We start from the raw sequence: 302 nt of genomic DNA, 5'->3' as shown, positions 1-302 counted from the left end.
TGGTCGCCTGCAGGTTGCCGCCAATGCTGCCGCTACCCAGGTTCAGCGCTCCCGTGCTGATCGCCGTCAGCGCGCCCGTGCTCAACGTGCCCAGCGTCAATGCACCCGCATCCGTGATCTGCGTCGTACCACCGGTCAGGCTCACCGCTCCCGTGAAGTTGTTCCCGGCATTGGCCAGCGTGATCGCGCCCGTCCCCGCATTGATGTTGCTCGTGCCGCTCACCGCCAGTGCGCCGCTCTCGCTGACCGCACCGTTGTTGCTGGTCGCCTGCAGGTTGCCGCCAATGCTGCCGCTACCCAGG

The 302-nt window shown here is 67.2% G+C and carries 1 protein-coding gene; it reads right to left on the bottom strand.

Annotated elements, in window-relative coordinates; all coding sequences use genetic code 11:
* Positions 1–302 (bottom strand): hypothetical protein (locus B0E46_RS17780; protein WP_168171219.1); only part of this gene is annotated, 302 nt, incomplete at both ends.

It is taken from the genome of Rhodanobacter sp. B04, assembly GCF_002001125.1.
Lineage (GTDB): Bacteria > Pseudomonadota > Gammaproteobacteria > Xanthomonadales > Rhodanobacteraceae > Rhodanobacter.
The sequence above is the reverse complement of the archived record's forward strand: the minus strand, read 5'-3'. Positions and strand labels throughout refer to the sequence as shown.